Annotated in this window: 4 protein-coding genes; 2 read left to right on the forward strand and 2 right to left on the reverse strand. The window is 69.3% G+C overall.

Annotated elements, in window-relative coordinates:
- Positions 1 to 38 precede the first annotated feature (38 nt).
- On the forward strand, positions 39 to 2,078 hold the full coding sequence (locus ER13_RS16175) for a S8 family peptidase (protein ID WP_035310929.1): 2,040 nt from the start codon (positions 39 to 41) through the stop codon (positions 2,076 to 2,078).
- A gap of 99 nt (positions 2,079 to 2,177) precedes the next feature.
- Here the strand turns inward: ER13_RS16175 and grpE are convergent, their stop codons facing one another.
- Positions 2,178 to 2,813 carry a nucleotide exchange factor GrpE gene (gene grpE / locus ER13_RS16180; RefSeq protein ID WP_035310931.1) on the reverse strand — a complete coding sequence of 212 codons (636 nt, stop codon included), beginning with the start codon at positions 2,811 to 2,813 and terminating at the stop codon, positions 2,178 to 2,180.
- A complete protein-coding gene (gene hrcA / locus ER13_RS16185; protein WP_052005170.1) occupies positions 2,810 to 3,904 on the reverse strand; it encodes a heat-inducible transcriptional repressor HrcA in 1,095 nt (364 codons plus the stop codon). Before hrcA ends, grpE begins: the two co-directional genes overlap by 4 nt.
- A 53-nt stretch (positions 3,905 to 3,957) precedes the next feature.
- Here hrcA and rph point away from each other — a divergent pair, with 53 nt between their 5' ends.
- Positions 3,958 to 4,683 (forward strand): ribonuclease PH, encoded by a 726-nt coding sequence (gene rph / locus ER13_RS16190; protein WP_008259300.1) that lies wholly within the window; start codon positions 3,958 to 3,960, stop codon positions 4,681 to 4,683.
- The last annotated feature ends 203 nt before the right edge of the window (positions 4,684 to 4,886 follow it).

Raw genomic sequence — 4,886 nt, forward strand, 5'->3', positions numbered from 1 at the left:
CCTCCACCTAGTATCTGCGGAACTACGGCCTGGCCAATATGAAGGCCGAGGTCGGGTGGCAGACCGGCGCCACCGGAAACGGCGTCACGGTCGCTGTGGTCGATTCCGGCGTCAGCAACAGCCAGGCCGATCTGGTCGGGCGGATTTCCACCGCCTCGACCGACGTGGTTCCGGGCCGCAACACCCCCTATGTCGCGAACGACAGCCACGGAACCCTGGTGTCGGGGGTGATCGCCTCGAACTTCAACGGACTGGGTTCGGTCGGCGTGGCCTATGAATCGACCATACTGTCGATCCGCACCGACATCTCCGACTGTAAAGATGAGGACGACGACGTCTGTTTCAGCAGTTCAGACCTGGTCCGGGCCCTGGACTTCGCCGTGGCCAACGGGGTTAAGATCATCAACATGTCCCTGGGCGGCGACGGTCGGCTGGGCTCCGCCTTCGAGGCGGCCCTGTTGCGCGCGGTCGATTCCGGGGCGGTCATCGTCGCCTCGTCGGGCAATGACGGCGAGGCCAATCCCGGCTGGCCTGCGCAATATGCGGTGGATCCCCGGTTCTCCGGCTCTGTCATCGCCGTCGGTTCGCACGGCGAGACCAATGTCATGTCCAGCTTTTCGAACCGCGCGGGGGCCACGGCCGCCGCCTATATTTCCGCGCCGGGCGAGGACGTCATCACCGGCTGCGACGGGACCCGCTGCTGGCGGATCAACGGCACCTCCTTCTCGGCGCCCCATGTCTCGGGCGCCCTGGCCCTGCTGATGGACGCCTTCCCCAATCTTTCGGCGCGTCAGGCCCTGGCCATCCTTCTCGACACGGCGCGCGACGCCGGGGACGCAGGGACCGACATCGTCTACGGCCGGGGCTTGCTGGACTTGGCCAACGCCTTCCGGCCGGTGGGAACGAGCTCGACCCCGATGGCCGACGGAGGCTCCATCGTCGCCGAGACCGAGCCGGGCAGTTTCGTCGGCCCCGCCTTCGGCGACGCCTTCTCGCGCCAGACCGCCCTGGGGACCGTCCTGTTCGACGGTTATGACCGGATGTTCGCGGTCCAGCTGGGCGGGGCCTATCCGACGGCGCCGAGCCGCTCGTATCAGGCCGCGCCGTTCGCGCCGAGCCGGACGGCGACGACCCGGCTGGCCCTGCCGAACGGGGGCCGCCTGAATCTGACGGCGTCCCAGCCGGTCGAGACGCCCGAGCCCATCGCTGCGCGTTATGACCTGACCGACGCGCCCTGGTTGGGCGACGAACCCCGTCAGGAGGCCATGCTGGACCTGGAGATGGGCCGGCTGAGCTTCGCCACATGGCAGGGTCGCGGCGGGGCGCGGTCGCCCTTCGACGCGGCCGGCGACGGTTTCGCCGCCCTGGCCCAGGCGGATCATGCGGCGCGCGGCGCCCTGCGGTTCGGGTCGCTGACCCTTGCGGCCGAGAGCGGGGGCGGGGACCGGCGTATGCCGCTGAGGCGGGTCGAGGCGGAGGCGTCAAGCTACAGCCGCGCCACCCTGGCCTGGCGCGGCGTGGACGGCGGCCTGTCGGTCAGCATCGGCGGCCTGGACGAGCGTCTGGGGCCCTTGGGGGCCTTCCTGCCCGGCGGATCGGACTTCGCCCTGCCGTCGCGCACCCGCTTCTATGCGGTGGGCGGCGACTGGACCCTGAGGCCCGGCCTGGCCCTGATCGGCGAGGCCGGCGTCGGCTCGACCCGGAGCGAGGGCCGGTTCCTGTCGATGGACCAGGCCGCGATCAGTTCGAACTGGCGTCTGGGCCTGCTGACAGGGTGTTCGGCGCTCTGCGACCGGATCAGCTTCACCCTGTCGCAGCCGCTGCGGATCGAAAGCGGCGCCTTCTCGGCCTGGCTGGCGGATGTGCCGGTCGAGTATTTCGATCCCCTCACCTATTCGCGCCGCAGCTTCTCGGCCACGCCGAGCGGTCGCCAGATCGATTTCATCCTCGGGGGCGAGCGGAGTCTGTGGGACGGCTCAAACCTGACGATCCAGGCCGTGGCCAGCCGTCAGCCGCGCCATGTTGCGGACGCCGCGCCGGAATTCGCCTTGATCGGCGGATGGCGGCGGAGGTTCTGAGGGGGAGTGACTGGTGAATGGTGAGTCGTGAGCAAGAGGTGAGCGGCTTGCGGAGACACCGCAGCTCACTACTCACCCCTCACCAATCACGTCCTCACATCAGGCCTTGCCGTCGAAGGTCTGGCCTTCGGGCGCGGGGGCTGCGCCATAGGGGTTGGCGCCCTGCGCGCCCGAGCCCTTGGCCGCGACCACGACCATGGCCGGGCGGATGGTGCGGCCGAACAGTTCGAAACCGGACTGCATGGTCTGGAGCACGGCGCCGCCGGGAACCGTGTCCGACGGCTGTTCGATCATGGCCTGGTGCAGATGGGGGTTGAAGGCCTCGCCGGCCTCGGGCGCGACGCGCTTCAGTCCATTGGTCTCGAACGCCTGCAGCAGGGCCTTCTGGGTCATTTCCAGACCGGTCACGAGGGCCACGGTCGGGCCGTCCGTGTCCTTGGGCGCCGCCATCAGGGCGCGCTCCAGATTGTCGGCCACGCCCAGCAGATCCTTGGCGAAGCGCTGGATGGCGAAGGCGCGGGCGTCGTTCTGCTGCGTCTCGGCGCGGCGCTTCAGGTTCTCCATCTCGGCGGCGACGCGCAGGGCGCGGTCCTTCCACTCGTCGCGCTCGGCGATGACGGCGTCCAGCGGCGCGAGATTGTCCGAGGGATCGGCGTCCAGGCCGTGTTCGGCGTTGGTTTCCGCCATGTCGGCGTCCAGTTCGTTGAAGTCGTCGTTAAGGGGCTTGTCGCTCACTTGTCGTTCCCGTCCAGCATCCGGCCCAGCACCCGGGCGGTATAGTCCACCAACGGGATGACACGGGCGTAGTTCAATCTTGCGGGGCCTATGACGCCGATGGCGCCCAGGACCCGCTGTCGGCCGCTCATATAGGGCGCCGCGATCACGGCGGAACCCGAAAGTGAAAACAACCGCGTTTCGGCGCCGATGAAAATCCGCACGCCTTGCGCCGCATCCACCCCGTCCAGCAGGCCGATCAGTTGTTCCTTCTGCTCCAGGTCGTCGAACAGGACCCGCACCCGCTCCAGATCCGCCAGCCCCTCGCCGTCCTGCAACAGATTGGCGCGGCCGCGCACGATCAGGGCGCGCTCGCGGTCCGGGCCGCCGGACCAGGCGGCGAATCCGTCCTCGACCAGGCGGGCGGCGGTCTGGTCCAGTTCGCGCCGGGCGATCTCCAGTTCCTGGGTCATCTCGCGCTTGGCGTCGGCGAAGGGGCGGCCGCGCAGGCGGGCGTTGAGGAAGTTGGAGGCCTCCACCAGGGTGGAGGGCGTGACTCCCGCCGCCAGGGTCATGATCCGGTTCTCGACCGTGCCGTCGTCGGCGACGATGACGGCCAGGGCCTGATCCCCGCCCAGGGCGACGAACTCCACGTGTTTGACGCCGGACTCGCGCACCGGGCTGGACACCACGCCCGCGCCGCCCGCCAGGCCCGACAACAGGTTCGACGCCTCGTCCAGAGCGGATTCGAAGTTGCGGCCGCGCCCGGCCAGCCGGCCGTCGATCTCGCGCCGCTCCTCCTTCGTCAGGTCGCCGACCTCCAGCAGGCCGTCGACGAACAGGCGCAGGCCCGCATGGGTCGGGATCCGCCCCGCCGATGTATGGGGCGCAGCCAGCAGCCCGGCCAGGGTCAGGTCCTGCATCGTATTGCGGATCGAGGCCGGCGACAGGGCGATCCCGCCCAGCGACAGGGTGCGCGATCCCACCGGCTCGCCCGTCTCCAGATAGGATTCGACGATGCGCCGGAAGATGTCGCGTGCGCGCGCATCCAGACCCGCCAGCCCCGCAAAGGACTGGGCGCCGTCGAAGGGCGGGGTTTTGGGGGCATACAGGCTCACGGTTTCAGGATAAGCACCGCAGCCCCCGCTTCCAAGGACTCATCTCAATGCGCCATTCGCAACGCACCGACGATCAACTGCGTCCCGTGACCATCGAGACCGGCGTCAACCGCTACGCCGAGGGCTCGTGCCTGATCACCTTCGGCCATACCAAGGTCCTGGTGACGGCCTCGGTCGAGGAGACCATCCCCGGCTGGATGCGCGGCAAGGGCCAGGGCTGGGTCACGGCCGAATACGGCATGCTGCCCCGCGCCACCCACACCCGCGGCCGCCGCGAGGCCGCCGCCGGCAAACAGACGGGCCGGACGCAGGAGATCCAGCGCCTGATCGGCCGCTCGCTACGCGCCGTCGTCGATCTAAAGGCCCTGGGCGAACGTCAGGTGGTGCTGGACTGCGACGTCATCCAGGCCGACGGCGGCACCCGCACCGCCTCCATCACCGGCGCCTGGGTCGCCATGGCCTCGGCCCTCAACTATCTGCGCGACGAGGGCGTGCTGAAGTCCGACCCGATCCTGGACCAGGTGGCGGCCGTCTCGTGCGGCGTCTGCGACGGCGTGCCGGTGCTGGACCTGGACTACGAAGAGGATTCCGAGGCCGAGGCCGATTCCAACTTCGTCCTGACCGGCGCGGGCCAGATCGTCGAGGTCCAGGCCACCGGCGAGAAGCGCGGCTTCTCCCGCGCCGAGTTCGACCGGCTGTTCTCCCTAGCCGAAATAGGCTGCACCGAACTGTTCGCCCTGCAAAAGGCCGCGCTGGAGGCGGTGCGCCGATAGGGGCTTTCGCGCGTTAAGGGGACGGTTCATCGTCTGGGTGATCCCGTCCCTGCCCGGAGATGCCGATGCGCCGCCCCCTGTTCATCAGTTCCGCCTCAGCCGCCGTTCTGGCCTTCGCCCTGACGGTCCCAGCCTGCCAGCCCGGGAGCGACGCCCCCAGCGCCACTTCCCCTGGCGCCGTTACCTATGCACTCCTGACGCGG

The organism is Brevundimonas sp. EAKA, assembly GCF_000698025.1.
GTDB classification, from domain to species: domain Bacteria; phylum Pseudomonadota; class Alphaproteobacteria; order Caulobacterales; family Caulobacteraceae; genus Brevundimonas; species Brevundimonas mediterranea_A.